The 26,568-nt window shown below is 42.5% G+C and carries 36 protein-coding genes; 7 read left to right on the forward strand and 29 right to left on the reverse strand.

Features of this window, described 5'->3' with window-relative positions; translation table 11 throughout:
* Positions 1-23: 23 nt before the first annotated feature.
* Positions 24-1,181: a glycosyltransferase gene (locus tag WC788_05895; GenBank protein ID MFA6097132.1), complete on the reverse strand. Its 1,158-nt coding sequence runs from the start codon at positions 1,179-1,181 to the stop codon at positions 24-26.
* 60 nt (positions 1,182-1,241) lie between these two features.
* Here WC788_05895 and WC788_05900 point away from each other — a divergent pair, with 60 nt between their 5' ends.
* Positions 1,242-1,460, forward strand: a complete 219-nt coding sequence (locus tag WC788_05900) for a hypothetical protein (GenBank protein ID MFA6097133.1) — start codon at positions 1,242-1,244, stop codon at positions 1,458-1,460.
* Between the two features lie 66 nt (positions 1,461-1,526).
* Here WC788_05900 and WC788_05905 read toward each other — a convergent pair whose 3' ends face one another.
* Entirely contained in the window at positions 1,527-2,606 is a 1,080-nt protein-coding gene (locus tag WC788_05905) for a glycosyltransferase family 1 protein (protein MFA6097134.1), read from the reverse strand.
* An 86-nt stretch (positions 2,607-2,692) separates the two neighbouring features.
* Entirely contained in the window at positions 2,693-3,706 is a 1,014-nt protein-coding gene (locus WC788_05910) for a rod shape-determining protein (GenBank protein ID MFA6097135.1), read from the reverse strand.
* 106 nt (positions 3,707-3,812) lie between these two features.
* Between WC788_05910 and WC788_05915 the strand changes: the two genes are divergently transcribed.
* Positions 3,813-5,246, forward strand: coding sequence for a PEGA domain-containing protein (locus tag WC788_05915; GenBank protein ID MFA6097136.1), 1,434 nt, complete (start codon positions 3,813-3,815; stop codon positions 5,244-5,246).
* A gap of 117 nt (positions 5,247-5,363) precedes the next feature.
* On the opposite strand, the gene WC788_05920 is transcribed toward WC788_05915, so the two are convergent.
* The 20 genes from WC788_05920 to WC788_06015 form a co-directional block, all read right to left on the reverse strand.
* On the reverse strand, positions 5,364-5,612 hold the full coding sequence (locus tag WC788_05920) for a GIY-YIG nuclease family protein (protein ID MFA6097137.1): 249 nt from the start codon (positions 5,610-5,612) through the stop codon (positions 5,364-5,366).
* 35 nt (positions 5,613-5,647) lie between these two features.
* Positions 5,648-6,022 carry a hypothetical protein gene (locus WC788_05925; protein MFA6097138.1) on the reverse strand — a complete coding sequence of 125 codons (375 nt, stop codon included), beginning with the start codon at positions 6,020-6,022 and terminating at the stop codon, positions 5,648-5,650.
* Positions 6,023-6,213: 191 nt separating this feature from the next.
* A complete protein-coding gene (locus WC788_05930; protein MFA6097139.1) occupies positions 6,214-6,984 on the reverse strand; it encodes a hypothetical protein in 771 nt (256 codons plus the stop codon).
* Positions 6,985-7,013: 29 nt separating this feature from the next.
* Positions 7,014-7,544: a hypothetical protein gene (locus WC788_05935; protein ID MFA6097140.1), complete on the reverse strand. Its 531-nt coding sequence runs from the start codon at positions 7,542-7,544 to the stop codon at positions 7,014-7,016.
* Between the two features lie 225 nt (positions 7,545-7,769).
* Positions 7,770-8,336, reverse strand: a complete 567-nt coding sequence (locus WC788_05940; protein MFA6097141.1) for a hypothetical protein — start codon at positions 8,334-8,336, stop codon at positions 7,770-7,772.
* 243 nt (positions 8,337-8,579) lie between these two features.
* Positions 8,580-9,233 carry a hypothetical protein gene (locus WC788_05945; GenBank protein ID MFA6097142.1) on the reverse strand — a complete coding sequence of 218 codons (654 nt, stop codon included), beginning with the start codon at positions 9,231-9,233 and terminating at the stop codon, positions 8,580-8,582.
* A gap of 236 nt (positions 9,234-9,469) precedes the next feature.
* Complete coding sequence (locus WC788_05950; protein ID MFA6097143.1) at positions 9,470-9,748, reverse strand: hypothetical protein; 279 nt, start codon at positions 9,746-9,748, stop codon at positions 9,470-9,472.
* A 137-nt stretch (positions 9,749-9,885) separates the two neighbouring features.
* On the reverse strand, positions 9,886-10,302 hold the full coding sequence (rpsI, locus tag WC788_05955; protein MFA6097144.1) for a 30S ribosomal protein S9: 417 nt from the start codon (positions 10,300-10,302) through the stop codon (positions 9,886-9,888).
* A 13-nt stretch (positions 10,303-10,315) separates the two neighbouring features.
* Entirely contained in the window at positions 10,316-10,738 is a 423-nt protein-coding gene (gene rplM, locus WC788_05960; GenBank protein ID MFA6097145.1) for a 50S ribosomal protein L13, read from the reverse strand.
* Positions 10,739-10,761: 23 nt separating this feature from the next.
* On the reverse strand, positions 10,762-11,109 hold the full coding sequence (gene rplQ, locus WC788_05965) for a 50S ribosomal protein L17 (GenBank protein ID MFA6097146.1): 348 nt from the start codon (positions 11,107-11,109) through the stop codon (positions 10,762-10,764).
* A gap of 24 nt (positions 11,110-11,133) precedes the next feature.
* Positions 11,134-12,138, reverse strand: a complete 1,005-nt coding sequence (locus WC788_05970) for a DNA-directed RNA polymerase subunit alpha (protein ID MFA6097147.1) — start codon at positions 12,136-12,138, stop codon at positions 11,134-11,136.
* A gap of 38 nt (positions 12,139-12,176) precedes the next feature.
* Complete coding sequence (gene rpsD, locus WC788_05975) at positions 12,177-12,803, reverse strand: 30S ribosomal protein S4 (GenBank protein ID MFA6097148.1); 627 nt, start codon at positions 12,801-12,803, stop codon at positions 12,177-12,179.
* A 25-nt stretch (positions 12,804-12,828) separates the two neighbouring features.
* Positions 12,829-13,272, reverse strand: a complete 444-nt coding sequence (rpsK, locus tag WC788_05980) for a 30S ribosomal protein S11 (protein ID MFA6097149.1) — start codon at positions 13,270-13,272, stop codon at positions 12,829-12,831.
* 33 nt (positions 13,273-13,305) lie between these two features.
* Positions 13,306-13,692, reverse strand: coding sequence for a 30S ribosomal protein S13 (gene rpsM, locus WC788_05985; GenBank protein MFA6097150.1), 387 nt, complete (start codon positions 13,690-13,692; stop codon positions 13,306-13,308).
* A gap of 50 nt (positions 13,693-13,742) precedes the next feature.
* On the reverse strand, positions 13,743-13,856 hold the full coding sequence (rpmJ, locus tag WC788_05990) for a 50S ribosomal protein L36 (GenBank protein ID MFA6097151.1): 114 nt from the start codon (positions 13,854-13,856) through the stop codon (positions 13,743-13,745).
* A gap of 21 nt (positions 13,857-13,877) precedes the next feature.
* Positions 13,878-14,093, reverse strand: coding sequence for a translation initiation factor IF-1 (infA, locus tag WC788_05995; protein MFA6097152.1), 216 nt, complete (start codon positions 14,091-14,093; stop codon positions 13,878-13,880).
* Between the two features lie 212 nt (positions 14,094-14,305).
* Positions 14,306-16,033: a hypothetical protein gene (locus WC788_06000; protein ID MFA6097153.1), complete on the reverse strand. Its 1,728-nt coding sequence runs from the start codon at positions 16,031-16,033 to the stop codon at positions 14,306-14,308.
* A gap of 30 nt (positions 16,034-16,063) precedes the next feature.
* Positions 16,064-17,284: a cell division FtsA domain-containing protein gene (locus WC788_06005; GenBank protein ID MFA6097154.1), complete on the reverse strand. Its 1,221-nt coding sequence runs from the start codon at positions 17,282-17,284 to the stop codon at positions 16,064-16,066.
* A gap of 55 nt (positions 17,285-17,339) precedes the next feature.
* Positions 17,340-17,921: a hypothetical protein gene (locus tag WC788_06010; protein ID MFA6097155.1), complete on the reverse strand. Its 582-nt coding sequence runs from the start codon at positions 17,919-17,921 to the stop codon at positions 17,340-17,342.
* 148 nt (positions 17,922-18,069) lie between these two features.
* Positions 18,070-18,339: a hypothetical protein gene (locus WC788_06015; GenBank protein ID MFA6097156.1), complete on the reverse strand. Its 270-nt coding sequence runs from the start codon at positions 18,337-18,339 to the stop codon at positions 18,070-18,072.
* A 138-nt stretch (positions 18,340-18,477) separates the two neighbouring features.
* Between WC788_06015 and WC788_06020 the strand changes: the two genes are divergently transcribed.
* The gene (locus WC788_06020; protein ID MFA6097157.1) at positions 18,478-20,844 is read left to right on the forward strand and encodes a hypothetical protein; all 2,367 of its coding nucleotides are present in this window, start codon (positions 18,478-18,480) and stop codon (positions 20,842-20,844) included.
* Between the two features lie 138 nt (positions 20,845-20,982).
* Here the strand turns inward: WC788_06020 and WC788_06025 are convergent, their stop codons facing one another.
* The 5 genes from WC788_06025 to WC788_06045 all read right to left on the reverse strand — a co-directional run bounded on the left by WC788_06025 (position 20,983) and on the right by WC788_06045 (position 23,364).
* On the reverse strand, positions 20,983-21,378 hold the full coding sequence (locus WC788_06025; protein MFA6097158.1) for a hypothetical protein: 396 nt from the start codon (positions 21,376-21,378) through the stop codon (positions 20,983-20,985).
* Entirely contained in the window at positions 21,375-21,899 is a 525-nt protein-coding gene (locus tag WC788_06030; GenBank protein MFA6097159.1) for a hypothetical protein, read from the reverse strand. The genes WC788_06025 and WC788_06030 overlap by 4 nt, the downstream gene beginning before the upstream one ends.
* Before the next feature lie 173 nt (positions 21,900-22,072).
* Entirely contained in the window at positions 22,073-22,558 is a 486-nt protein-coding gene (locus WC788_06035) for a hypothetical protein (protein MFA6097160.1), read from the reverse strand.
* A 125-nt stretch (positions 22,559-22,683) separates the two neighbouring features.
* On the reverse strand, positions 22,684-23,001 hold the full coding sequence (locus WC788_06040; GenBank protein ID MFA6097161.1) for a hypothetical protein: 318 nt from the start codon (positions 22,999-23,001) through the stop codon (positions 22,684-22,686).
* A 135-nt stretch (positions 23,002-23,136) separates the two neighbouring features.
* The gene (locus tag WC788_06045; protein ID MFA6097162.1) at positions 23,137-23,364 is read right to left on the reverse strand and encodes a hypothetical protein; all 228 of its coding nucleotides are present in this window, start codon (positions 23,362-23,364) and stop codon (positions 23,137-23,139) included.
* Between the two features lie 180 nt (positions 23,365-23,544).
* Here WC788_06045 and WC788_06050 point away from each other — a divergent pair, with 180 nt between their 5' ends.
* Complete coding sequence (locus WC788_06050) at positions 23,545-24,387, forward strand: hypothetical protein (GenBank protein ID MFA6097163.1); 843 nt, start codon at positions 23,545-23,547, stop codon at positions 24,385-24,387.
* Positions 24,388-24,602: 215 nt separating this feature from the next.
* Positions 24,603-25,373 (forward strand): BtpA/SgcQ family protein, encoded by a 771-nt coding sequence (locus tag WC788_06055; protein MFA6097164.1) that lies wholly within the window; start codon positions 24,603-24,605, stop codon positions 25,371-25,373.
* 86 nt (positions 25,374-25,459) lie between these two features.
* On the opposite strand, the gene WC788_06060 is transcribed toward WC788_06055, so the two are convergent.
* Positions 25,460-25,846 (reverse strand): hypothetical protein, encoded by a 387-nt coding sequence (locus tag WC788_06060; GenBank protein MFA6097165.1) that lies wholly within the window; start codon positions 25,844-25,846, stop codon positions 25,460-25,462.
* 238 nt (positions 25,847-26,084) lie between these two features.
* Between WC788_06060 and WC788_06065 the strand changes: the two genes are divergently transcribed.
* Together WC788_06065 and WC788_06070 are read left to right on the forward strand one after the other, a co-directional pair.
* The gene (locus WC788_06065; GenBank protein ID MFA6097166.1) at positions 26,085-26,270 is read left to right on the forward strand and encodes a hypothetical protein; all 186 of its coding nucleotides are present in this window, start codon (positions 26,085-26,087) and stop codon (positions 26,268-26,270) included.
* Positions 26,246-26,464 carry a hypothetical protein gene (locus WC788_06070; GenBank protein ID MFA6097167.1) on the forward strand — a complete coding sequence of 73 codons (219 nt, stop codon included), beginning with the start codon at positions 26,246-26,248 and terminating at the stop codon, positions 26,462-26,464. The genes WC788_06065 and WC788_06070 overlap by 25 nt, the downstream gene beginning before the upstream one ends.
* Positions 26,465-26,568: the final 104 nt, after the last annotated feature.

Genomic DNA, 26,568 nt, shown 5'->3' on the forward strand with positions numbered 1-26,568 from the left:
AAAACATAACTAAAAAGCTAAAATCAGGCGCTTTTGCGGTTTCCCCCGCCTTCCATGACGCTATCTATGAAATTTGCGATATTCTTTTCAAAATTCTCCCTCGAATACAGCATTGCATGGCCGCGAATCGCCTTTGGATCATATTTACCATAGTTATTCTTCAATCTTCGGACCCCGTCTGCAAGAATTTCCGGTATCATGTCGTTGAAAAATTCTCCGGTTACGCCCTCGATGACAGTCTCCGTCGCTCCGCCTTTCCTATAAGCGAGCACCGGCTTTCCAAAAGACATAGCCTCGCAGGGAGCGATCCCGAAATCATCTTCTCCGGGAAAAATGAACGCCTGGCAATTCTTGTAATATGCGGCAAGTTCATGCTCTTTCCTGAATCCCAGGAATCTGATATTCTTTCCGGCCATCCCCTCCAATCTTTTCCGTTCGCTTCCCTCGCCTATCACGACCAAAGGCAATTCCAGTTTGTTGAATGCCTCAACGGCGACTGCGATCTTTTTATACGGGCTCAGCCTTGAAACTATCAGGAAATAATCTTTTTCCGGAATTTTTTCCGCTGCATCCTCGCACGGCTTTGCCACGTCTACCGGCGGATATATCACAGCACTCTCTCGATTATAATATTTTTTTATTCTATCGCTCGTATTCTTCGAATTAGCGATAAAATGATCGACCCTTTCCGCCGCTGCCTTATCCCACATCCTCAAATAGTGAAGAAACGGCATAATGATCAGTCTTTTCAGACCGAACATGCGATTTTCGTCAAGATAGTTGTAATGCCAATCCCAAAGAAATCTTGTCGGCGTGTGACAATAGCACACATGAACCGTCTTGGGTTTGGTTATTATTCCTTTCACAAACGAACTTGAGCTGGAAATGACCATGTCATAGTCCCGAAGATCGAATGTTTCCGTGGCCGTGGAAAAAAGGGGCAGCAAAAACTTTTTTTTATTTCTAATAAAGCGAGGCAGGCTGTTCAAAAAAGACGGAATTATTTTCGCATCCGGAAAATACTCCTTCATTTTGTTTTCATCATAAAGGAGCGTATAGATCGGGGCTCTGGGATAAAGACGATGAAGGGATCTCAAAACCTGCTCCGCTCCGCCAAAATAAGTCAGAAAATCATGAACTATGGCTATTTTAGGTTTCTTTGTGATTATAGTTGACATCATTGATCATTTATTATATCATTTATCGTCATACTTATTATGATACAGTTCAAATGGAGGTGCATGACACATACGGCAGACAAAATTAATAAAAAAGATAAAAATGAAACGAAGTTGAATATATGGCCCCTTGCTTCTACATTGCTGTTCGCATCCTTGCTGGCAAGTTATACCGGCGAAAAGATCATAGCGGCTATACTGATCTCGACGATGTTCATCGTCATAGCCATACAAATGGACGTCAGCAAAATAATAAAGGCTATAGAAAAGGCCAAAACATAAGCACCGATCCGCATATAAGGATCTCTTGCTTATTTTTTTATTCAGAAATTTGAAGACAACAAGACACTATCCGATCAAAACTTTCAGCGTCTCTGCGGCACATTTCTCCCAGCTGTAATTTTCAATATTCCTCCCTCCCTTTGCGATCAGATCTTTTTGCAAATGCACGTTGACCATAACTATATTTATCTTATCAGCAATATCCTGCGGATCCCTCGGATCAAAATATAAAACAGAATCCATACTGATCTCGAAAAAAGGAGAAATGTCGGAACATAGAACGGGGATATTTTTTTGCATCGCTTCCAGGATCGGAAGGCCGAAGCCTTCAGCCAGCGAAGGCATGACGAACATGTTCGCTTTTTTATAAAGATCCTCCTTTTCTTTATCTGAAACATATCCGGTCAGAATCATATCGTTTTTCCATTCGGATTTGCCGGCCTCTTTGCGTATTTCATCAAAACCGAAACCGGGTTTGCCGGCCAAGATCAGCTTCAAAGGCCTTTTCACCTGTTCTGTTCTTTCTTTCACGATATTGAATGCCTTGATCAGATTCACTATATTTTTTCTTCTCTCCAACCGGCCTATAAATAAGATATTAAACACATCACTTTGAACTTTTAACTTTATGGACTTTTGACTTTCTGCTCCATGATGAACAACTGTTATTTTTTCCGGCGCCGCTTTGTAGAATTTTATGACGTCCTTTTTGGTGCTCGCCGAAGGCGTTATTATTCTTCTTGCCCATCTTATGGAAAGCATCGTATTCAATTCCAGCTGCAGCCTGTCCCTGAGGGGATAGCATTTCGGACAATTCCGATACTCTGTGCCATGTATGGTGACAACGGTTCTTTTCGGATGAATGAGCGGAATGGAATGCGAGGGCACAAAAAGAACATCAACGGGATGTTTGAGAAGCTCGAAGGACAGTCCCAGCTGGGTCCAATGTTTTTCGCGGCTTATCGTTCTTATGTGAAAATTTTTCGGAAGCTCAAAATCGACCTCTTCTCCTTTTTTCAGATACAAAAAAAATTGGCAAAAAAGATCGTTTGTTTTTGTCAGATTTTTTATCAGCTGATAGGCGTATTCCTCAGTGCCGGTCCTTTCCCTCATAAACGCCCTGGAAGCATCGATTCCGACTTTCATGCCGACGAATTAGCAAATTAGCTTCTTAGCTTATTAGAAAAGACCTAAAAAGCTAAAAAGCAGCAAGCTAATTTAACTTCCGGTAGTTATTTCCTGTTCTTGGATATAACGCTCCTCTTATACATATCGAGATTATTCAGGATCGCGCCGGTTCCCTTTGCAACGCAAAGAAGCGGATCGTCTGCGACATAGCATGGCACACCGGTTGCCTGAGATATGAGCTTATCAAGATTTCTGAGAAGCGCTCCGCCGCCGCTCAGCACCATTCCTCTGTCTATGACATCGGATGAAAGTTCGGGAGGAGTGTTTTGCAGAACATTCTTCACAGCCCTGACTATCTCTGCAAGCTCGTCCTGCATGGCTTCGGTGATCTCGTTTGATCCGATCTTTATGGTCTTTGGAAGCCCCGTCACAAGATCCCTTCCTCTCACTTCAATAAAAACATCTTCGCTGATCAAAGTCGCGCTTCCGATCTTTATCTTTATTTCTTCCGAATTCCTTTCTCCGACAGCCACACTGTGCTTCTTTTTTATATATTCCGATATGGCCTGATCCAATCTGTCGCCTCCGACCCTTACCGACGAAAATGCCACGATCCCGCCAAGGGATATTATGGCAACTTCCGAAGTTCCACCCCCGACATCAATGATCATATTTCCGGAAGGAGTGTTGATCGGTATTCCCGCGCCGATCGCCGCAAGTATAGGCTCCTTCACCACGTATGCCGATTTTGCTCCGGCCTGAATGGTCGCATCTATGACCGCCCTTCTTTCCGTTGAGGTAATACCCGCAGGAACTGAAATTATGACCTCAGGCTTGAAGAGCCTCACCCTTCCGCTCACTTTGTTGATGAAATATCTTATCATCGCTTCCGTTATCCTGTAATCCGCGATCACGCCGTTTTTCACGGGCCTGGATGCAAAGATATTCTCCGGCGTTTTTCCGAGCATCTCCTTTGCCTCGCTTCCGACTGCGAGTATCTTGTTGTCGTCCAGTGATACGGCCACGACAGAAGGCTCGTTGATGACAACGCCTTTTTTTGGAACAAATACCAAAATATTGGCAGTTCCAAGATCGATCCCGATTCTGTTTACAAACATAAGTTCAGTTAATTTAGATAACTATCTAATTTTATAGCATTTGCGCTCGGATTGTCAATTATCCGGCCTTTTGCTAATATAAGATCATGGCATCATTAACTTCAACATGAAATACAATAAATTCAAAATATATCTGGCGATCTGCGTTCTGATATTTTTTATCCTGACGTTTGTCATTCTTTTCTATAGTTTCGGATACAGATACAATCCCCAACAAGGAAAGATAATACAGACAGGCGCTATCATAGTGAAAACATTTCCCAAAAACGCAAAAGTATCCATTAACGGATCGGCAGTTAAGAAAAATTCAGGGTTGGTCAACTTGTTCAATGATTTTATCAAGATCGAGAGCCTGGAGCCGGGACAATATTCCATTGGAGCGAGCTTGGAAGGCTTTTCGAATTGGGAAAAAAATATCAGCATAGAAAGCGAACATGTCCTCGAATTCAAAAATATAGTTTTGGTCAAATCTGATCCGGAAAAAAACATCGTTTCGCAAAAGATAGAATCCGGCGAGACCAAAAATTTATGGATCAGCAGCGGCAAAAACAAGATCGCTTACAGAAAAATACATGACGGAAAAGACGGCCTGTACATATACGACCTTCCCGGAAAAACAGAGAGATTCCTGTATGGTTTTGAGGAGATGTTTCCCATAAAGAACTCCAATAATATCAGCGTAAACAACATCATCTGGTCGGAAAACGACAGTAGAATGTTTATCAGTATCGCCAAAGACAAAAAAACATATTCCGCCGTTATAATTATTGAAGATAGAGGAAAAATATACAGAACGGCGGATGGAATGGAACATGCCAGGAACGGGTGGGACTTTCAGCTTAATGATTCACTGTTCCACCTTAAGGACAATGCTCTTCTGAAAAGCGAATTTGCAGGCACAAAAGTATCGACTTCCAGAATATTGGAGCAAATATCGGCTTTCCTCGCAGAAGGCAATACTGTCTATTATATAAAAAAGGGAGGCTCATATTTATATAAAAGCAATATGGGTCAGCCGGCTTCCGAAATTACGATTGCCAAGCTGCCCGACGGATTCGAAACCGCAGAGCTGTCTTCGATCACGAAAGAAGCGGACAGCTACCTTATCATAACCGAGCAAAACAAATTATATCTGATAGATGACGGATCGGAAGCTATAAACGTCAGCTCCAATGCGACCGATGCAAGTTTTTTCAATAACTCTTCAAGGATCATCTATAACAATAATAATGAGATCTGGATATATTACATCAGAGAAAAGAACTATCAGCCGCAGAAACAGAAAAACACGAATGAACTTCTGACCAGATACAGCAGCAATATCGGCAATATTTTCCTTTACAGCGATGACGAACACATATTCTACAAGGAAGGCTATGTTTTCAAATTTGCCGAACTTGACGACCGGGGAAAAAGAAATATTTTTGACGTCGTGAGCGTAAAAACGAACGATGTCGCCTATCTTGCAGGCGACAACTCCGTTGTTTATCTTGAGAACGGCAATCTCATAAGATCATTCCTTGATGACGAAAAAAGATAGCGATGGCGGATATTCCAACATGACAACAGTTCATCCGCTGTTTTTTTTCATGCAGAATCTGATTTCAAACAGGCCGGCCGAAGATCGTATCATTGCCGCATCCCATAAAAGCATTCATCAAGAATTATTTTTTATCAGCTCAATTTTTTCTTCTCTGGCTAATGACTTGACCCTCGCTTCTTCCCTTGAGGCAGTTGACCGATTTCGAAATTTTTTCGAATAAACCAGCTTAACCGGCCTTCGCGAACGCGTATATTTTGCGCCAAGATGCGAAGAATTATGCTCCTCGATCCTCCGTTTCAGATCAACTGTAATTCCGGTATACAGAGTCTTATCGGAGCACTTCAAAATATAAAGATAATACATTTTCCCGGAACTTAGAATTAACCCGACCCTATAATCTAAACAGATCTGTCCATTGATCGCTTTTTTATCGATCCCACCAGAAGCGGAAGAATGAACGTAGAAGCATAATATAAATATACGTCAAGCTTATAGTATCCATCCGACGGCTTAAACACTTGGACAAGAAAAACATAATCAAAAACAACTGCTATGAGGGTCCAGATCATAGCCAGTAATAAATAATATTTCGGCGTATCTCCCTTGATTTTCTTGAACAGCACGAAAAGTGTGACAATGGTCCCGATTGGCATTATAATCCAGCCGATCAAACCCGGAGATATAAAAGCAAATAAAACAATGCCCAAGCTATACCCAATAAGCCAGAGGACAAAACCCCATCCCAATGCATCTTTATAAAATTGCGTAGTCATATGTTTTTTGAATTGTCAGATACAGTCCGAAAAAAGATGTCCGGCTTCATTCATGCAGAACTATTCAAATCGACATGATATTACATACTATCATGCTCCAGGATCACATCTGCGTCTTGCCGGCCAGGAGCATATTATCTCAAAGAATATCCGCTATTACACATAATAAAACACATTAACACCGGATTTTCCTATCTTCTATGGAAACCGTCAAAGTCCGCAATAAGCTTCGCGACGCGGATTTTTTCCGCCTGTACAATATTAAATAATTTTCCGATCGATATCATAGTCGTTTTTATTTCAGGAGAACCGTCCTTTGCCGTTCTTATAATGACATCATGACAACCAAGTTCGATCTGCCCCAGGGCGATCTTTATTCTCAGCAGATTTTCAGTGTCTTCGCGAACGCCCCCTTGCCGTCGCGGCGAGCCGATCGTTTCCACGGCCGATACGATCTTCATGATCCCTGCATTGAGTTCCGCGAAATCCAACTTATCCTCGCCAAGCAATTTATCAATGGCATTCGTACCTTGCATGATAGTTCCGGCCACGCCATCGGGAACAATCGCGTTCAGTTTCCCGTCTTCCCGCTCCCTGAGATAGTTAACCAATTTTCTGAGCGAATTAATAAGCAATTCAAAATTCCGCTTCCCGGGTTTGATCTCCTCTATGTCTTTCCCGGACTCGTCTTCTTTTGATTCCTTGATCATTGTCCTCCTTTTTGAATCGACGCCTCCTTTCTTCGTCTCATCTATAATAACGGCTGGATCCGCTTTGCCGGGATCCGGCATGTTTGCTTGATCCGCTCCGGAGATCGCAGTTCCGGCCTGGGGTATATTCATTTCGCGCATTAATTCTCCGATCGTCTTATTTTCATCCCATCCATCGATATCCGACCGATTCACTGTATTTTTCCGCGCATCCCCCGACTGATCATTTTTATCCTGAATAGATTTATCCATATTGCTATTTTTTAATAAGGTTGATTAATTTACTCAAACGGATACTTCTGCCAGGGATTGAAGTCTTCAGCGGCGCTATAATCACCCTTCCATTGAGCATTGATATATTTAACCGGATTGCCCGCAATATCGCTCCAGGTTGCTGTCGGAAAAACAAGCAATTCATTCACACATGCTCCGGACAAAGCGCCGTACTTCTGCTCCCGCGGAAGCCAAAGCAAAACAAAATCGGGATCATAATTTTCACATTCCGCTACCAGCGAAACTGCGGGAATAATATATGATCCGTTCTTATTCTTGTTCGGATCGTCCTGCTCGGATATCCTTGGAACATGTTTTGTGCTTATTTTAATATTTTCCGCTTTCAGCTCCTGAAGTTTTCTCAGTCTGACCTCACCGGCTTCGCATGTGTATCTGTCATATTCAAGCTCCTTGCCCTGTCTCAAAAAATCTTCCAAATCCTTCGGGATGCCCAGGTTTGCATTCAAAAACGGCTGCGGATTTGAACCATTCTTTCCGTTGAGAGAATGATAATTTTTTTTAAACAGATCGAACAACATATATTTTTGTATCTCAGGAATTATCGCGAAACAATGAATCTATATAATAATTTATATGATATAATTTAATATTAACTCAAAATTGTGCAGGAGTAAAGGCAAATATATATGATCATATGCACAATGCTTATTTTCGCGATGGATCTCCGATCCACACCGCAGATCGGGCATAAAAAAAGGACGAAAGTTTTTTAATAACTTTTGTCCCGCATAGCGATCCGTTCTTTAAGCATGCGATTTTTGCTTATATCTGTCATCTATCTTTCTCGCTTCAACATCTCCGCTGTTATACAGCTTACGGCCGGCGCAGGCTACAATAACCACTATTATTGCCGAAATTGCCAGGCTCAAAAGCAAAGCCTCTGCGTTGGAAAGGCCGAAAGCGACCGCTCCGCCGCCGGCAGCGCCGATCTTCACAATATCTTCGAATTCTACGTCCTTCAGAAGCTTCAGCATCATCACCAGATTCCATAGAGTGACGATCGTGTTGTAAATTGCGATCAGCAGCACCCATACGCTTTTTGTCTCTTTATAGATATACCAGCTATCTACCGTGATGATCAGCCCTAAACCGACCAGTGGCGCTATCATAAGATATGCCGCGTATATTGAAGAAACTCCCATCATAAGAGAAAAAGCATATCCCATGCCAAGAATCCCCATGAGAATGGCAGCCGCTCCAACGATCTTATCCCACGTTTTTCCGGTCGAAATCCAGACTCCGCCTGCAAAAGCGTTCAAGATGCAGATAACGAACAGATACACCAGGTACAATACCATCCAAAAATCCATTTATATCATTCCTTTTTTTAGTCACTTCTTGTCGTTCTGTTTTAGACAAGGGCAGTTTCCCTCCTCGCTGCTTCCTTTATAAGCAGTAAAACAGCTATCGCGAATAAATGCTTTACTGCCTGTAAAAATATTCCAGCGTTGTTATATTATAATATTTTTGTGTTTTTGTCAAACACTTGAATATCATGAATATATAATTAAAACAAGGACAAAAGCACACGTTTGGCTCTGTCCTTCTGCGCTTTATTTTGTCAGTAAGTTTATTTCCCGACTGAGTTCCTCAAGCCCCGAGATCTCCAATAATTCTTTCTTCTTGGCGTCAAAATCGATCCTTCTTTCGATAGGCTGGCCCAAAACGATCGTGGCTTTGCCCAAGTCTGCAGGAAGCCCCAGCTTGGCAAGGTCCAAATCATGCGAATTATATACATGATATGATCCTTCGAGATATTCATACGACACGATCATCGTATTGCTGAAATTTATCCTTGCAAGCACCAATACTCCTTTTTGAGCTTTTCTTTTGGACCCGATCCCGGTCCATATTAACCGGAATTGCGGGTAAACAGGATACGTTTTTATGAATTCCTCGATCCTGAGACCGATATATTCCTCAAAAACTATCCTCTTTTCTTCGCTCTCTTTATGTAGAACGAAAGAATTCAATTCGCCGTCAAATCTTGTCCACAGTTCTCTTCTCTTCCTCTTTCGCCAGAAATCAAACATCGGCTTGCCCGTGATCGCTCCTGCGGGATGTTTCGATGTAAGACTTATTTCGAAATCCTCTAGCGCATAGATGCCATTTATGCATGGGAGATCCGATTCCTTCAATTTATCTGTGCATGTTCCGACAAGCATTGCGATCCTCAACAGAGTATCATCCGTTGCTTTTTTCTCCATGGTCTATCATCTCTTTGTTTTGTATTGCTCTTTCTGTTTGTCCGAAAGGCAGGTTTGAACGCTTAAATAGCCTCCAAAATTACCATACAGATATAAAAAGAGCATTGCAATATTATATATCCCGACATTCTTTTTTGTCAACAAATATTAAGAGATGAGTATAAGCCGGAAATTCCAACTTATGATCCATTGCCGAACTCCATAAATAAAAATGCTCCTTTATTGAAGCATTTGGTTCAGGCATAGATTTCGTTCATCTCTTTTTTTCTTTTTTCAACCTCATTCATGGCGACCTCAACCTTTTCTGCGGGAAAGATCTCCCCGAAGCATTTTTTCAAATCATTTTTCTTCATGTTGGCAAAAGTGTCGATCGGCAATGAACGTATCCCCTCTTCTTCGATGCCTATAACCAGGCACCTAACTCCGCCCTCAAGGGTTATTGCCGTTCCAATATATTCTTCCTTGTTTTCAAGCATGTCTTTTTCCATTTCTTGTGCATCTTTTTCCTTTCTCATTATTTTTCACCTCTCTTGCTTTATAGCAATTATAATACACGGGACCTCGAAGTCAATATAATTATTGTAAATGATCACACGATACAAAAATTCCGCAATAATGCGGAATTTTGCGTATATTGAAAACTATGAGATGATTATCGTTTCTGCCACTGTGGCGCTTTTCTTGCTTTCTTGAGTCCCGCCTTCTTTCGCTCCACTTCCCTCGGATCCCTGGTGAGGAATCCTCTCGATTTCAATTCTTTCTTGTAGCTCTCGTTCATCTTGAGAAGCGCCCTGGAAATGCCAAGTCTGATCGCTTCAGCTTGTCCCGTGGTTCCGCCTCCATCCACCTTTACGGTGATGAGGAATTTGTTTTCCATATTCAAAAGCTTCAGGGGTGAATTGATCTTTTCCGCAATAGCGAGATTCTTTCCGAAATATTCATTTCCATCCTTTTCGTTTATGATCAGCTTTTTTTCAGGAGCCGAGTCATAAAGCCTCACTCGGGCTACAGAAGTTTTTCTTCTTCCGATCGCGCCTATATATTTTCCGATATTTTTTTCTTCAGCCATATATTATAAATCTTTACTTTTTAAACTTGTCTGCGAATGGATGCACATCATCCTTGAAAAGCTTCAACCTCTTTATAACGACATCCCTGGTCTTATTCTTCGGAAGCATCCTGTAAACGGCCATCTTTATAACCTTCCTGGAATCCTTTACGATCTGATCTCTGAGAGTGATCGCCTTCATTCCGCCCGGATAACCGCTGTAATGATAATAGATCTTCTTTTCATCCTTGCCTCTGGAAAACTTCAATTTGTCAGTGTTGATGAATACAACAAAATCTCCGCCATCGATATGAGGCGTAAAACTTACCTTTCCTTTTCCACGCAGAAGCGACGCAACTTTCGACGTCAGTCTTCCGAGATTCTCGCTCGACGCATCGATCAGATGCCACTTCCTTTCGATCGGCTTTCTTGCTGCTTTTTTATTCTTTGTAGACATATATCAAATTATTTAAATTCTTATTAAACTAGCTCAATATAGGACATTTGCGCCGCATCCCCTTTTCTTTCATCAGTCTTGATGATACGCGTATAGCCTCCGTGCCTTTCTTTGTATTTCTTCACGATCTCTTTCATCAGCTTCTTTGAAGGCTCATCGCTCAATTTGCTATGCAGGGCCTTGGCCGATGCAAGGTTCTCCTTTTTTGCGATCGTGATCAAGCCGTCCATATGGCCGGAAAGCTCCTTAGCCTTGGCGGAAGTCGTCTTTATCTTTCCATGCAATATCAAAGCTTCCGAGAGGTGTTTCAAAAGCGCCTTTCTTTGTGCACTGTTTCTCTTAAATCTTCTTCCTTTAACTTTATGTTTCATACCCGTAAAATATATTCGAATTAATTAATTGCTTTTCAGCGTCAAACCGAGTTTTCCCAGAGATTTTCTTACTTCCTTGATACCCTTGTCGCCCATCCCGTCGAATGCCTTGAGATCCTCTTCGGTCTTTTTTACAAGCTTAGCCACCGTCTTGATCTTATTGTCAGTCAGCACGGTCAGAACCCGCGGAGAAAGATTCAATTCCTCAACCGGCGTCTTCAATGCATCCTCTTCTTTCGCCTTTCCTTCTTCAGCCTTTTCTTCTTTTTCCTCTTTCGCCTTTTCGATCTTCTTTTTGGTTTCTTTCGCTTTTTCATCCTCGACAGGCACGACTTCTTCCTCTTCATTCAGATCCTTGAAAAGATCAAAATGCCTTACAAGAAGCTTGGACGCGCTTTTGAACGCTTCTTCCGGAGTAATGCTTCCGTCAGTCTCTATTTCAAGCACCAATTTATCAAAATTTGTCATTTTTCCGACACGCATATTCTCAACTTTATAGCTCACCCTCTTTATGGGAGCAAAAATGGCATCAATCGCAATATTTCCGATCTCAGTCTTGTCATCTCCCTGCTGCTCAACCGAAACATAACCGATCCCTTTTTCAACCGTAAGTTCCATGTCAAGTTTCGTATTCTTGTCGGTTATCGTCGCAATGAGCGCATCCTTGTTCACCACTTCGACATCGCTTGTGGCCTTTATGTCGGAAGCTCTTACTTCGCCTTCCTTGTTTGACTTCAGGCTCAGTTTTACCGGTACGTCCGTGAACATTTTAAACCTTACCTTTTTAAGATTCAGCGCTATTTCTACGACATCTTCGATCACGCCGTCGATCGTCGAGAATTCATGGTTTACTCCCCTTATCTTGAACGAAGTCACCGCACAGCCTACAAGACTGGAAAAAAGCACTCTCCTGAGAGCGTTCCCGATAGTTGTTCCATATCCAGGATAACATGCCCTTACTTCAAAAACAGCAAGGTTACCCTCTTCTTTAATGATTTTTGGTTTTTCCGGCAATGTTATTTCCTGCATATTTTTGTTTATTTTAATTATAATAAAAATAAATCAAATTACTTCGAATAGAACTCTACGACCTGGTTGAAATCGAATTCTCCAAAGGTCTCCTTCTCTGTCGGAAGCGACAGAACTTTTCCTTCCATCTTTTTATAGTCCAAAGCAAGCCAGCTCGGCGCCTGATAGTTCCTGATCGAATTCCTCAGATCCTGAAAATATTTCGACTTCTCGCTCTTTATGGAGATCACGTCCCCTTCTTTCACCTGATAGGAAGGAATGTTGACCTTTTTCCCATTGACCTTGAAATGATTGTGATTTACAAGCTGTCTCGCCTGGCTTCTTGAGGTGCCGAACCCCAGCCTATAAACAACATTATCAAGTCTTTGTTCAAGCATTGTGCTGAGGAAGCTGACCGTGTTTCCCTTGGTGCGGCTCGCTAACTCGAAATATTTCCTGAATTGCCTTTCAAGTATGCCATACGATCTTTTCACTCTCTGCTTTTCACGAAGCTGCGTCCCATATTCAGAAGAGCTCATCCTCTTTTTAGACTGACCGTGCTGACCCGGAGCATATGCTCTTTTGATCATTGCGCATTTCACGCTATAGCAACGCTCGCCTTTCAAAAGGAGTTTTTTGCCCTCACGCCTGCACTTTTTACATCTTGGACTTGTTTCTCTTGCCATATATCGTTGAATAAATAAAAATAAATTATACTCTTCGGGGTCTTGGAGGCCTGCATCCGTTGTGCGGGATGGGGGTCGTGTCCGTGATCGAAGCGATGTTGATGCCATTTGCGGCAACCGCCCTGATCGCCGATTCTCTTCCGCTTCCGATGCCCTTCACATATATATCCGCATCTTTTATTCCAACCTTCTTCACTTTTTCAAAAAGCGAATTGATAATGCTCGTTGCGGCATAAGGAGTGGCCTTTTTTGCACCCTTGAAACCCAAAAGTCCGGCGCTGGACCAGGCGATCACCTGTCCATTGAGATCTGTTACCGTGACTATGGTATTATTATATGATGATTTTATATGAACTTGCCCTTTGGTTATGATCCTTCTTTTCGATTTCTTGGAAGCTGACAAAGCAGACTGCTTTCCCGAAGCATCGCCTTCTTTGTTTCCGATCGTTATGACTCTTCTCTTTCCCATTTTTTTGGATTAATTAATTGAAATTGTTCGATGTTATGTCTTTTCAACAGTTCTCTTTCCGCTTCCTGCGGTCTTCCTGACATTTCCTCTTACTGTCCTGTTGTTGGTCTTGGTTCTCTGGCCTCTGACCGGGAGCCCTTTGGCATGCCTCATACCCCTATAGCATCCGATCTCTTTCAAACGCTTTATATTCATCATAATGATCCTTCCCAATTCCCCCTCAACCTTATATTTCTTCTCGATCAGCTTCTGGATCTTTCCAAGCTCCTCAGTCGTGAGTTCCTTGGCTCTCCTGTTGCCGTCAATTCCGAGTTCCGCCAAAATCTCTTTGCTCAGCGCAAGGCCGATGCCTTTCAAGTACGTCAAAGACACTTCTACTCTCTTATCTTCTGGAATATTTACTCCGATAATTCTTGGCATATAATATCAAAATTTAATCTTTTAAATAAAAACAAAAAACTCAAGCACCTTTAGCCCTGTCTCTGTTTGTGCTTGGGATTGGAACATGTTACAAAAACCACGCCTCTTCTTCTTACGATCTTGCATTTTTCACAAAACTTTTTAACAGATGACCTTACTTTCATTTTTTCGAAATAATCAATTAATTATACTCTTTTAACTATCCTGCCTTTCGTGAGGTCATATGGGCTCATTTCAACAACAACCTTGTCCCCAGGCAGTATCTTGATGTAATTCATTCTCATTTTACCTGATATGTGTGCAAAAAGTTCATGCGTTTCATCCAGTTTAACTTTGAATTTCGCTCCAGGCAAGGTCTCAATTACGACCCCTTCCACTTGCACGATTTCTTTCATGTTTATTTTTCAATTTATGATTTAAAGTAAAAACTCCCAGTTATGGCGACAATCAGATCAGCCGGCAGAAAACTTTACCGTATACAAAACAACAACTAGGACTATATACTAGTCTACCAAAACGTACTATGATTTTGCTTTAAATTATACTAGATAATTAACAATTAACTAATACGTAGGTAGTTTAATATATAGTGCCGAATATGTCAATAGCTTGGCTATTTCTCGATAGTGACAGTTATCTTGTCATTCGAGCTTGGGACATTCTTGGTCCAGGAGAACGTCACATTCACCGATTTGAATTCCTTTATGCCTGCAAAATACGCCCTGACTTCCTCTTCGCTCTTGCCATATATATCCCGCTTGACCTTATCAATATCGATCTTCGCAACAACATTCTGGCTTACCTTGATCGGAAGAGTTGTCGTCCCGTCTTCGTTTTTAATTACCATAAGATCGTTCGAATACGTCCTGTCTCCCAAGACTTCCACATCCTCCCCCGTTTCAGACTTGATCTTCCAATCCACGATCTCGTTGATATTATCCTTGCTCACAAAGAGTCCGCTGTCTTTTATGGAAACCGTCATCTTAAACTTATCGGCGATGTCTCCGACCTTCACATCCGTGACTATTTTCACATCATCCTCTTTTCTTGTTCCGTCCAAAATAATGAAAGGATCAACATTTTTCCCCGACATATCCAGATCGTTCTTCTCGCGCACTTCTTTAGCCAGCTTTTCCTTTGCGGTTATATAATCGCTTTCCGAAAAATACATCGCTTCTCTGTCGGCCCCTCCGGTCATGGCGGCAACGGACCTTCCATATATAGTCGAATATTTCATGCCCCCCTGATATCCTGGAATCGTAAAAGAAGTGGCGCCTATGTTGAATTCTTCTCCGGCCTTGTCCGCCACAACGTTGACTGTCACTTCTCCGGGGACATCCTTTCCCTCGACCCTGGTGAAACCGGGGATCGTTACATTATCTTCAACACGGAACATATGTCCATCCTTGGAAAGGAACCTGGTAGTAGCGACTATATTCTGATCGTTTGACGAATACTCGTTATATATCGTGATCTTTCCACTGGCCTTTGAAACGATATGCTTCTTGCCCGTCGTGGGATAGGACTCGGAAATTTCGCCGTTGACCTCTTCTTTCTTTGCGGGAATGATCCCCTTATCCGCATCAATATTGGTCGCCGCATCATCAACTTTCAGGCTCAGGTCATATTCCTTCAGATCTGACTTCAGCTTGATGTCAATGTTCACCTTGGGCAGTGTCATATACGCAGAGACAAGCGCAAGCGCGATAACTATGAAAACAAAAATATAAAAGATCTTGGACATGATCGACGGAATACGGATATTCTTTTTATTCGCCTTCGGCGTCTCGCGATCGATCCTTGCGGACCGGCTTGTATCGGGATCCTGAGGAGCATACCTTGCCAAAGGAGAATAATTTCTCTCCGCCACGATCTTCTTTTCTTCTTTCTTTTCATAAACAGCAGGGGAGGTCCTCGGCTGAATAACAGGGACCGGCGAATCGATCTTTTTCACTATATCAAACATCTTTACGCGGCCGGCGCTGCTTGATGCTTCCATTTTTTTATCCTGCCTTCTGAAATCGACATTGTTTTTCTCTATACTCGCCGGGAGATCTTTTTCGACTTTGATCTCGATGTTTTTGGAAACGGATCCGCGTATTTCACTTCCGGGCATTACCGCTCGCCCGAGAGCAACCGTCGCCTCACTCCTGTTCCTTTCGATCACGACAGATTTCCCCAATTCTTCCGCCCTCTTTTTCAATATCTTAAGATTGATGACGCTTTGAAACATTATTGCGCCTTCCGCAATGCTGAAGACTAAATCATTTTCCTTGGAACTTTCAAGCTTGATCAGCACCGACCCCAGTTCTTCATTTTTATCAATTTGTATTTTTTCCATATTAATGCTTTTTATATTATCTATTAAATTTTACAGCAACATTTTTTTTAATATTTGATTGGGAAGATCCTCTTCGTTCGCAAGATCCAAGGAAAGATTCGCAAGACTTATCGCAGTTACGAACTGCATGGTATTCGCGTTCTTTGTCGCATCCACCGCATTGATCACATCAGAGGGACCGATAAAACTGACTTCGGGCTTGTCCGAAAAAGGATACTTGTTCGCGCGAAGAAGCTTCTCTACTTCCTCTTTGATCCCCGAAAGATGGCTTCCTCCGCCATAGAGCAGGATCTTGGAAGGAAGAAGATTGTTTCTTGAAAGTTCTTCGAGGCACAATCCCACTCCCCCTGACCAGATCCTGAGATCTGTCCGGATTATTTTCTCCACTGTCTCTCTGAACTCGCCCGACATTACGCCAGACGAATATTCCAGCTTGATCTTTTCGGCATTATCGAAATCGACATCAAGCGCGTTCGATATGCTCTTCGTGAATGCCTTGCCACCAAAAATAAAAAACTTATCATCCTCGATATTCCGGTCCCTTATCACCACGACATCTGTCGTCCCTCCACCGACATCAAGAAATATGGCATTGAACTTCATGATATCTTGAGCGCCGATAGCCTTCAACACCGCATAGGGACCATATGAAATATTGGATATCGAAAGACCCAGCCCGGCAGCAATATTTTTCGTGACATCATATTGATCCTTAGCCACATATGAATTGGATACGGTGATCCGGATATTTTTTCCCTTGAAGTTGACCGGGTTTATGACCCTGTATCCGTCTATGCTGAAATCAACAACATCCGCACTTATAAGCTTCGAATCCTGCCACTTCAAGATATTTTTGGAAGATTCATAGACTTTTTCCTGCGCTCTTCTGAGTATTCCATCCAGTTCCAAAAGACTGATCCTTACCTGTTCATCTTGCCTTTGAAAACTATATGTCTGAGTGAGATTCTTGGAATATTCCCCGCCGATGCTTATGGTCGTTCTCAGCGGCTTCACCTTGGCCATCGCCTCGGCATCTTCTATGGCCGAACGGCACGTTTTAATGACACTATCAACGTCAAATACCGCTCCTCCCTGCATACTGCCGGCCTTGTGCTTCTTGATGCCCGTCCCCCTTATGGTCACTTTTTCATCCTTGCTGTCGCTGAAAAACACGAGGGCCTTTGCAGACTCCGTTCCGACGTCCAGAGCCAGCTGATGCTGGCCCTTGTCAATCTTGAATATTTTTGACAATAGATCCATCTCTTTTTGAAAATCTGTTAGCTTTCAAGACGCAAAATGACCCTGACTAGAGTTCGCTCTTAAGCTTGTCGATGAGGACCTTGTGCGGGCCTTCAAGAATGTCAATTACAAATTTATCGAACATACTCCTCCTGTATCTGAATTCGTCTGTGCTCATCGATACATAATTTATATTTCTGCCTATTTCAGCTTCCGTGTTCTCAAGAAAATTCTTCAGCCTGCTTTTGCTGATATGCTCTCCGACGATCATCATGTCCACCCTTCCCTTCTCCGAATTTATCAGCGCGCCGGAGATCACCAGCAACCTGATCTGCCCCAGCTTTTCAACTTGATTCATGATTCTGTCTGAAGATGTCGGACTCGCCTTGAAAACCAGTCTTTTCAGTTCGCCAAGAAGCGCAAATGAAGAATTTATTCCATAAAATACTTTCCCTGATTTTTTCTTTGAGATCAGGAATTTCACATCAACGAGATTCGCGATCTCTTTTTTCAAAAGCGCCAGGTCTATCTTGGATTTTTCAGCAATATCGGTTGCCAGATAGAATTCCTCCGGATTATTGAAAAATAGCCTCAGAAGCTTCACTTCTATCTTGGAATGAAAAAGTTTTTCAAGGGTTTCCGATGACATAATTGGATTCATTAAAATAAAATTTGCGACCCGCATAAAAAAACATTTACGCTTTTATATTCTGCGATAAATTTTTTTCAAGCGGACTATTAGATTAATTATATATTTTTTAGCATTTATGACAAGTATTTCCGGCCGCTAACCCGCTTCAATGCCTGCTCCTTTTTCCATAAACGACCTTCCACCAGAATAGCCCCTGAAGATATCCCGAGACCGCCCCAAGAAACACAAAAAGAAAAGAGATTATCTGATGCGCAAAATATAATTCCACCCAGGACAGGCCACGGCCGTATTTTTTGAAATTCAAAATAAGAAGACCCGCGTACCAAATTTCCGCAACAGCATGCACGATGAAACCTACAAGCACGCCCAAAAGCATAAACAGTGCCACATATACGAATTTTTTCAGTTTACGCATAAAAAATATCGAAACGTATTCCAATTTACTATTTATTGCATTATACCACAAAAATTCAAAAATAAAAACATTTTCCTGTTTGCAATATATGCCGAAACATATTATAATATTTAAGTTAAACCTAGTACTAAAAAATAAATGGAAAATTTCAAAGACTACAAAACAAACATAAAAGAAATAGTTTTTTCCGATGAAGAAGAAAGGTCTTTTTGCGATATTTTCGTCTATGAGCCGGAAAATATCGAAGAAAAATCGCTGGGCAATCTTTATATCATCGGAGAAGTCGTCAATCTTCCCGAAAACTCATCATATATAGTGAACCTTCTCGCTTCCATAATTAAAAAAGAATTCTACTCGAACAAGAAAAGGACAACCTTGGAAAGCCTTGAAGCAAGTCTGAACAAAGTTAACTCTACGCTATCAGATCTGGCCGAACAGGGAAATGTCGCTTGGATCGGAAATCTAAACATGACTTGCGCGGCCCATCGGAACAAAGAACTGCAGCTCAGCCAGACCGGAAAGATCAAAACGCTCCTGATCAGGAACGGCAAGATAAGAGATATCGGGAAAAATGTGACCTCCGATGAGAAGCCGCACCCTTTCAGGACGTTTGCCAATATGGCAAGCGGAGAACTCGAAGTCGGCGATGTGGTGCTTTTTGCGACTCCCGGACTGTTCAATGTCCTTTCCACTGAAAAAATAAGACAGATGTCTTCTTTGGGAGATTTCACCGAATTTTCAAACAGCATACAGGAGACCATTGCAAAAGAGAATAATGTCAGCACGATCGCTGCGCTTCTTGTCGGCATGGAAAGTGCAAGAGAAGAAGCCAGGATCCCTCAGGTGAGGATCATGACGGAAGATCTGCCGGAAAAAACGATTACGGCAATACACGAAACGGTCAATGAGGGCAATACTGCCACAGAAGTGATGACTGCGGAAGAGTTCAACGAAACCGGAGGGTCTGAATATCCGGATAAGCCGGAAAAGATCAGCCTGGAAAATATTATAAAGGAGTTTGAAGAAAAGGAACGCACGCCGCAGGAAACAGGACCGAGGTCCGAGGCAAATGAGAGCGAGCCGGCTCCATGGAGAGCGAAGATCGGACAGACAGAGAACAATGAAAGCTATGCCCCGACGCCGCATATCGAAGCCGAGGATCCCGAAAAGCGCGCGCCAAGCCCCAAGAACGATCACGCCCGAAATATAGAAACGATGCCGAAAACGGTTTCAGGTTCTGCAACCAGCATATCGGAAAAGGTTAAAACTTCATTTTCGAAAATAACATCGGCGGGCATGCCTTTTCTTTACAAGCTGAGATTCAAGAAACCGCAGATAGACATCACACAGAAAATGCGGATAGTGCGAAACAGCAAGATCGTATTCTCGGCGATAGTCTTCATTTTTATAGTCCTGCTGGGAAATGTGGTCATTACAAACTACAACAATCAGATAGAGGCCGAAAAACAGAAATATGCCGACCGCCTGGAACAGGCAAAAACAAAGATCGACGATGCCGAAGTGGCCCTGATCAACGACCCCGAAAAAGCAAGACAAACCCTCCTTGAAGCAAGGGTCATCGCCACTGAGATCAAGGACGGATATGCGAATCTCTCCGCCGACGCGAATTCACTTCTCGCGGATATCCAGGTCCAGATCGACAAGATCGACAAAGTTTTCAGGATCGACAGTCCCCTGGTCGCAATGGACCTTTCAAAGAATGAGAAAATCTTGAATATATCGACTTTGACAAAATTCAAGGGAAATTATTTCACGATCAACCAGGATAACTCGGTATTCAAGCTTGATCTCGCAAGCGGAAAAGAAGAAGAGGTTCAGCTTTCGATAAAGAATGCCGGAGATTCGGGAAAAACAAAGCTTGCGACCGTCATACCGAAATCAGGCGAGATCGTCTTTATCACGGAAAGCAGCAAGGTCCTGACTTTCGATGCCAAAAGATCCGAATTGAAATCGCAGAATATAGAGCTGAATCAGGACCTTTCCGATATAACGGCGATCGCTTCATATAATAGTTTTATTTATCTCCTTGAGCCGGGCGCCAACCAGGTATTCAAACACAGAGAGACCGCTGACGGCTTCGGCGCCGGAACAAAATGGATGAACGAGAAAACGGCGATCGACATCAGGAATGCGACTTCAATGGCGATCGATTCCACGATATTTCTTCTCCGGTCGAACGGCCAGGTCGAAGAATATCTTACCGGAAACAAGATCAAATTCTCCGTGGATGAGCTGAAGGATCCAGCCACAAATCCGACGATCATTTTCACTGAAACAGGACTCAAAAATCTCTATGTTGCAGATCCGCAAAAAAACAGGATAATCGTTTTTGATAAAGAAAAGGGAACTCTTTTGAAACAATTCATCGTGAAGAATTTCAATTTCGACATCAAGGATATGACGGCCGACGACAAAGAGGAGGCGCTCTTCGTCCTTTCCGGCACAAACATCTTCAAGCTGGACCCTGCAAGCGAAACAAATTAGACACATTTTCAGAAAACAGAGGGAAGCAAATCCCCTGTTTTTTTGTACTGATTTCGTGATCCATAGAGAAAGGGGCCGCCGCTTTCAGAATTAAAAAGAACGGAAGAACAATGTCTTCCGCTTTATAATTTCCCATGATCATCCCTTGATCGTCCTGTAGAGACTCTCGTGGTTCATCTTAAAATTGATAACGTAGTAGCCTTTCATAATTTTCTTGAATCCATCTTCGATCTTTTTCTGCACGCCATAGGGCAGGTCTTCCGCATGGGGAACATGCACCCCGATCTTGACCAGCATGGCTTGCGTTTTCCGCAAAGATGCATCCGCTTCGTGCATGACAACCTGTGTTCCGTCTCCGCATTCCATAAATTGCGGCACCAGAAGAATTTCGTCCAATGCCTTTCCGGTATGTTCCCTGATCAGGTCTAACATGTTCATATTCAGTATCGCCTTTTCGACACCCTCCATGATAATATCTTCGGATATCAAGTCGCCTTTCACTGCCATTCCCGACACGCATACTATCGCTTTCATGCTCCCTCCTCCAATAATTCCCGGACCGATCCGATCCTTTCGATCCTATTCCTCTTCATCTGCATTAGAACATGACGCCAGTCCAGGATCTTCTTTACTCTTTCGTCAGTCAGTTCTTCATCCGAATAATCCGCCCATTTCAGGATCCTTCTCGCTTTCACAAGATCATATTCGCCATGTGACGACATTTGAGAAGTGCACAGCACCAGGAGATCATGCTCGGATATGCGCCGATGCGAATCCTCCAGAACGGATAAATCCTCTTCAGAGATGGAGATCTTTTGAATACCCAGCTTCTCCAGAAGTTCCTGCGCCCCTGACAGATCGCGGAAATTACCTATTATCATTATCTCATATATTTTTTTACACAGGGCATCTCTGATCATTTCCAACAATTCAGGATCCAGCTTTTCAAGTTCTATGAACTGCGAAATGTCTTCAAAGCATACTGCGCCGGGTTCGAATAGGCCACGGACCTCTTTCGGAATTTCCTTTGTTTTATAACGTACAATTGCTTGCATTTTGAATCTACCTCCATTTAACCTGCATCGCAATAATTGCTAATACGATTTTAGCAACCTGACATTTTATCACAAATGCTACAAAATGTCAACTATCTCGCGCCGTGACAAATTGACACATGACAATTAAAAAAACCTGAGTTTTATACCCAGGCAGACTATGCAAAATTGTCTTAAAATAACTGATGTTTCCGGATCGTTTCCACAAAGAGCTTCAGCCCTTCTTCGGTGTCGATATGATACAGGGTTATATATCCTTTTCCTATCTTTGAAGGATCTTCAAAAAAAGCCTTGTAGCCCAATTCGCTTTCCGGATAATTTTTTGGCTTATTTGATAACGGATATATCTCCCGCTCTTTGTTATCTTCCCACCGGATCCAGGGATCTTCAGGAGGCGGACAGCCGCCATGTCCCGCAACTCTAACGTCCGTTTTTCCGACTGGATCTTCATAGAGTTCCTTCGCAACATCAAGCGGCATCTTTCCTTCAACGATCCAATAGTACCACGCCCTGATAAACCTGAAGGCTCCAAGCGCGCCGCTGATAGTGGCAGGCACTTCTCCTTCTTGTCTTTTGCCCCGAACGAGCCTTATCCCCGCATCACGAAGTTCTTTTTCGATGAACATGTCGCAGGTCGGATTCCTTGCTAAATTTTCCAAAATCTCACCTCTTGTCATATCGTGAAGTTTCACAATAATTGCCCACATCGATCAGGGCAACATAAGATATTATCACAATCTCCGAGAAAGTCAAAAAATTGAATGAACGCAATAAAAAAAGGGTATTAAAGTAACCCTAGAAAATTGCACTTAGGCATTTTTGCTCCGTTGAACACCAGGCCAGAAATGAAATCGAATTCACCTTTCGTCACCTGTTCCTGTGAAAGCAGCGCCTCCACTTCTTTTTTCATTATGCAGATCGCATCAACTTCCTCCTTTATCATGTCTTTTTTTTCTTTCAGCACCTCATCAAGGATCTCTTTTAATTTCTGGAGCTGTACCTTGAAATCTTTCACGGGATAAATTTCCATTATCGCGCGAAACCGCTCTTCCCTCTGGGCTAATCCCCCGCTGCCCCAATATTCATCCAGCTTTGCCGACATAGTTTTTCCTCCTTTTTCTGTTTGTTTTTTTGATGTTCTATCGCGCTTCGCGATCATTAATATATATTAGCATAAAACCGTACAAAAGCAATGAAAAAAGGAATGTTTATTCAACAATTCCTCTGTTTTGATGAATCAGATATGTCCGATGGAACGCATGAGTTCATCCACGCTCATCTCCCTGCTGCAATCAAGGCATACATAGGCCGGATCAGGCAAAGTGAGAAGCTGAAGATCGGTTCCCTTGATAAAAAATCCGTCTTCTCTTTTTTCAATACTTTTGGGAATATCCATATTAGTCGACCCGCAACCCGGACACTTTGGCGTCACTTCTTTAATTTTTGGTTTTTTTTCTTCAGTCAATTTCTATAACCTCCGTTTAATATAATATTGAATCAATTTTTTTAAATTGTCAATCCGCGTATTCGAACTCTGTCTGCTGTTCTCACAGAAGCCTTGACTACAGCCAGAGTAATGCTATATGATTGCATGTTGTGGATATAAACACATCCGCAGACGAGAGAATATCAGGAGGAATTTTAGGTGATAATAAAAGCACTCTACAGTCCGGGCTCCGTACCCATGGAAAAAACCGAAGATGGTTTTTATGCTCAAAACCCTTTCTTTGTCGTGGCAGATGGAGTGAGCGGAGCATACCTTCCCGACAACGGTCCACGGGTCATCGACAGGAAAACAGGCGGAAGAATGGCGACAGATGCTGTCTTGGCGGAATTTGCCGGAGCCAAGATCAATGACTCATTGGAAAATGTCATCAAAAAAGCCAATCGATACATCAGGCGAAAACAATCCGGGATTCCCGAAAAAAATTCCGAGCTTCTGTCGGGAACAAGTTTCTCCGCCCTAAAGATCCGCCATGAAGAGATAGATATTCTTCAGGCCGGAGATTGCCTGGCCTTCGCTTTGACCAAGGACGGCAAGATCATTGCCACGAAAAACCAACTGTTTTTGAACGACACCGAGGATCGTATGATCGTCAAAAAATTGATGATCAAGCACAAAGGCGACCGCAATGTGACGTGGAAAGAATACCTTCCGATGTTCAGTGCCACAAGGCGCCAAAGGATCAATGATCTCGGGGACGATGCCGGATTCGGCCTTCTGAACGGACAGCGAAAATTCGAGACATGCATGCAGAAGATAGTTATCCCTAGAGAAAAAGCCGATCGTCTTCTGTTGGTCAGTGATGGATTCTACTACTATCCGGAAAGCCACGACGAAAAAAGTCTCGGAAAAAGAATGTTCGAGCTTTATGAAAAAGGAGGACTTGATGAGATCCTTGCCTACAACAGGAGCAAAGAAGAAATTGAAAAAAGCGAAACGCATATAGATCATGGCGAGGCTACGGCGATAATGATCGAGCTCTAAACCGTTCTGAAAATCCTTTTTATCACAAGAGGATTTTTTCTTTTTCTTCAGTCAATTTCTATAACCTTCGTTTATATAACATCAATTCAAACATCTGAGATCGTCAATCCGTCCTGAATTTCCGCGATAAAATCCTTCATTCCTGAAAAAATTGACTCCAAGCATCCTTTGGATTAGACTTTAGGAACAGATATTCCAAAAGGAGGCGGAATAGAATGAATAAAATGCTATTTAAAAAGATATTCAAGAAAGAAAAACCCATCATCGCAATGATACACGTATTTAAACAGGAAGAGAACCGGCAGATCGCTCAGGCCCTCGAAGACCTGAAGAAATTGGAGCCTTATGTTGAAGGAGTGATCGTGGAAAATTACGGGTGGGGCTATCTTGACGCAAATACCGCAACCGAAGAAACTGCAAAAGCTCTCCTCAAGATCACCGAAGCAGTGATGAAAAAAGCAAAGATTCCCGTGGGAATCAATGTACTGCCGAATGACTATGAAAAAGCTTTCCGAATCGCCGGCCTGACGGGCGCAAATTTTGTCCAGTTGGACCATGTTACAGGCGAATTCGTCGGCTGCAGATCGGTAAACCAAAGAGATCTATTGGCAGTCCGCAAACATTATCCGAAGATCGCACTCCTGGGTGGCATACATCCGAAATACTATGAACTGGTTGATCCAAATACGCCCATAAGCGAATCAGCTATGAAAGCCATGGCTTTGACAGACGCTATAGTGGTTACAGGAGAATATACCGGCGGAGAAACAAGACTTGAAGACCTTCGGATCGTCAAGCAAGCGGTCGGAAAACATCCGGTCATAATCGGCAGCGGACTGACTTCCACAAACGCGTCATCTCAGCTCTTGATTGCGAATGGTGCGATCGCTGGAACGGCTTTCAAGAAAAAAGGGGTGTGTCCGAACGAACCAATAGACCAAGATATGGTCAAAAACTTAATGAACGAAATATACAAATTACGCTAGATACAAACCCGCAAGAGACGACTCAGAACATAGAGCGTCTTTTTTTTACTTCAATAAAAAACGGCGATGAAATTTATCTTCGCCATTCAAGTTTTGATCGTTGTTTTCCTCATATAATGCCCGGAATACAGGATGACTGTCAGCATTCCTGCGGTTATTATCATCAAACCGACTGCAACATGCATGAACTGAACGAACATTCCGATCAGCGAAATGATCAAGCCGATGCTCAAAAACTTCTCCAGTTGCATTTTTTCGGTTATGATATCCAGACGTTCATTCATTGATAATTTTTGCAATTCCTTAACCCTTCCCAGCGTTTCGGTTGAAACTCCCTGTCTCATGATGATAAAGGATCCCGACAGTCCAAAACCGGCCCCCATGACGACAAGAACTGGCCTGATTGCCTGATCCAAATTTATTCCAGGAACAGAAAAAATGCTTAGAACAATAAGTTCCAGGCCGAGAAGCATGCATACGATCGCGTTTCTGCTGTTTTCAATGATCTTTTTTCGAATTGATTCCTTATCCGACTCCGTAAAATCGCCTCCTGCTTTATGGAGCTTTTCATCATATCATGAAACAACTCTTTGTCAACAAACACCTATCCCGACTTTTCGATTCCTATTGAAGGACCAAGGCATGAAATATATTTTTTACTTTGATCGATCCAGATCGCCCCGCCTCCTTTATACTTGACATTAAATGATTTTGAATTATCATAAACTTGCAATAAGAAAGGGAGGAGTTGCCATTAAAAGAAAAGTCAGTGAAGAAAACAACGAAAAAAATAAAAATTTGATAAGAATAGTGAATTCGTCGGGAAACTCCAAGGCGATAGAGCATCTGAATCTTCTTTTTGAAGAAACGAATTGGGCTATGAGCCATATGAACTGATCGGGCTCGTAAAGTCTTCCAAAAATGAACAGGCGCTTGAAGAGCTGGTCGTGCTGTTTGGCACAAAGCACGCAATGTGCAATTTTCACGCATCGTTGCTTCAGGACATTGTTGAAAGCAAAATATCCTCGAAAGAAGGAAATTTAAAAAAAACCAGCGAAATGATCCAGCGAGCGATTCACAACCAATTTTAGAAACTACCGTCCTAAGGCATATCTATGCCCTTTTTATTATCTTTCTTTCAGCCTTTCGTTAAAATCTCAACTATTCGCCTATTCGCGCGAATTAGAGATGGTCA

This window comes from Candidatus Paceibacterota bacterium (assembly GCA_041661265.1).
Lineage (GTDB): Bacteria > Patescibacteriota > Minisyncoccia > JAHIHE01 > JAGLIN01 > JBAZUT01.